4 protein-coding genes are annotated in these 1,666 nt (G+C 55.9%); all 4 read right to left on the bottom strand.

Features of this window, described 5'->3' with window-relative positions; all coding sequences use genetic code 11:
* Positions 1-191 precede the first annotated feature (191 nt).
* Genes SB764_RS38065 through vapB form a run of 4 tightly spaced genes read right to left on the bottom strand, consistent with a single transcriptional unit; the run spans position 192 to position 1,395 of the window.
* Positions 192-437: a hypothetical protein gene (locus SB764_RS38065; protein ID WP_410866472.1), complete on the bottom strand. Its 246-nt coding sequence runs from the start codon at positions 435-437 to the stop codon at positions 192-194.
* Between the two features lie 41 nt (positions 438-478).
* A complete protein-coding gene (locus tag SB764_RS38060) occupies positions 479-733 on the bottom strand; it encodes a hypothetical protein (protein WP_410866471.1) in 255 nt (84 codons plus the stop codon).
* Positions 734-757: 24 nt separating this feature from the next.
* The gene (locus SB764_RS38055) at positions 758-1,159 is read right to left on the bottom strand and encodes a type II toxin-antitoxin system VapC family toxin (RefSeq protein ID WP_410866470.1); all 402 of its coding nucleotides are present in this window, start codon (positions 1,157-1,159) and stop codon (positions 758-760) included.
* Positions 1,159-1,395, bottom strand: coding sequence for a type II toxin-antitoxin system VapB family antitoxin (gene vapB / locus SB764_RS38050; protein WP_410866469.1), 237 nt, complete (start codon positions 1,393-1,395; stop codon positions 1,159-1,161). Before vapB ends, SB764_RS38055 begins: the two co-directional genes overlap by 1 nt.
* Positions 1,396-1,666: the final 271 nt, after the last annotated feature.

Below are 1,666 nucleotides of genomic sequence, written 5' to 3'. Positions count from 1 at the left end.
CAAGCGAGACCGTTATCTGTTAAGGATAACTACGCGCGTGACGCACAGTTGCCCACAGCCGCCAACTTGACAATGCCTTCCCAGCCTTCGCCAACTCGCCGTCGTCGCCAAACTGGGCTATCTATCCACCGCATAACACCCTCGGTCCTTCATCTTCACTACGGCCGCGCCTGCGAATTTTCCGATCAAACTCAAAGAATCCGCTTGCAAGCACTAAAGCTGCTCGGTCCGCTCTGTCCATACGCATTGAAGCGACGCTGCTGCCCTAAATGCAGAAGCTGTTCGCTGCTGAGCGCTTCGAGATCACCGCTGATGCGGTCGCCCACAGCGATATCAATGTCATCAAGCAGCTCGAAGACGGCGCAGTCACCGTGGTCTATCTGGACAATGAACATTCCCCGAGTCAAATTCACCGCCACGACCGTTCCTTTCTGCATGGCATCTCCTGTTCGAATTTTCCGTTGCTAGGGTGCGCCGCTCAAGCAACGTCGCGATACGCTGCGATCGCTGCACGAGCGATGCCTACTTTGCAAGTGCAGCGCGGCTTCGGGTCATCAAAATCAAAGAGCTTGCAGCCGTTTTCATGAATATCCCCGCCGTTTTCCAGCACGCCTCGAAGTGCGCTAAGAAGGTCGGTGACATTCGGCAAGCCCGCAACGTGCAAGCGCGCATTGGCATCTTCGATTGCTCGCCGACCTGTCATCGAGCCACTACCGTTTTCAGTCGTCGTCATTGCTGTGGCCGCCGTTTTCCTTGGTCAGTCGTTCAGCCAGTTTTCGAGCTTGACACCAGGATAGCTGGTGAAGTCTTTCGTGTTGTTCGTGACAAGCACAATGTCGAGCGCAACCGCATGTGCGGCGATCAACTTGTCCAGGTGGTCCTTTTTTCGCTCCCGCGTAGCCTCACGAATCGGGCCATAGGCTACCGCCGCAGAAGCATCAAACGGGGCAACCGGAATGTCCTCAATCAACGCAGCGAGGGTCCGCCGCTCTTTGGCCTGGTTGTCGGACACGGCGACACCGTATTCAAGCTCGGCATAGGTAATAGCGGACATAACCACGTCACCGACAAAGCACTCCGCGAAGCGCTTTGCTACCTGCTCAGGTTGGCTCTTCATCAGGTAGATGCACATATTTGTGTCGAGCATGAAGCGCGGCATTACAAGCCCTCACGTTCAGCTTGTTCCTGCTCGCCACGCCCCTCGGCCATAAAGTCGGGACCGAACTTGGCGAACTTCTTGAGCACGCCCGTCAGCGGTCGGCGGGCGGGGCGAATACGGATTTCGTCACCTACGCGCTCGATTTCAAGCTCAACGTCGCTGCGCTCATAGGCAAGATCGGCGGGGATGCGAACGGCCTGAGAGTTGCCGTTCCTGAAAACTCGGGTTGTCTGCATGTCATCCTCTACTTCGTGTGTACAGTGGATGTACTATAGTCTGATTTTCGCACAATGTAAATCCCTGTGTGTACGTTAAGCAAAGCACCAACTGTCAGCTAGCCGGTTCAAGCCCTATTTGTTCGGCTCGGGCCGCGCTGGATGCACGTGTCAGGCATTGTCAAGTTGGCGGCTGTGGGCAACTGTGCGTCACACGCGTAGTTATCCTTAACAGATAACGGTCTCGCTTGCGGCGGAAAGAGTCCAAGCGCGCCATGTGCCGAGGCGTTCT

Origin of the sequence: Paraburkholderia sp. SIMBA_027 (genome assembly GCF_046535315.1) — a bacterium.
In the GTDB taxonomy this organism is placed as follows: Bacteria; Pseudomonadota; Gammaproteobacteria; order Burkholderiales; family Burkholderiaceae; genus Paraburkholderia; species Paraburkholderia tropica.
Note: the sequence above shows the minus strand (reverse complement) of the source record. Positions and strands in the feature narration are given on the sequence as shown.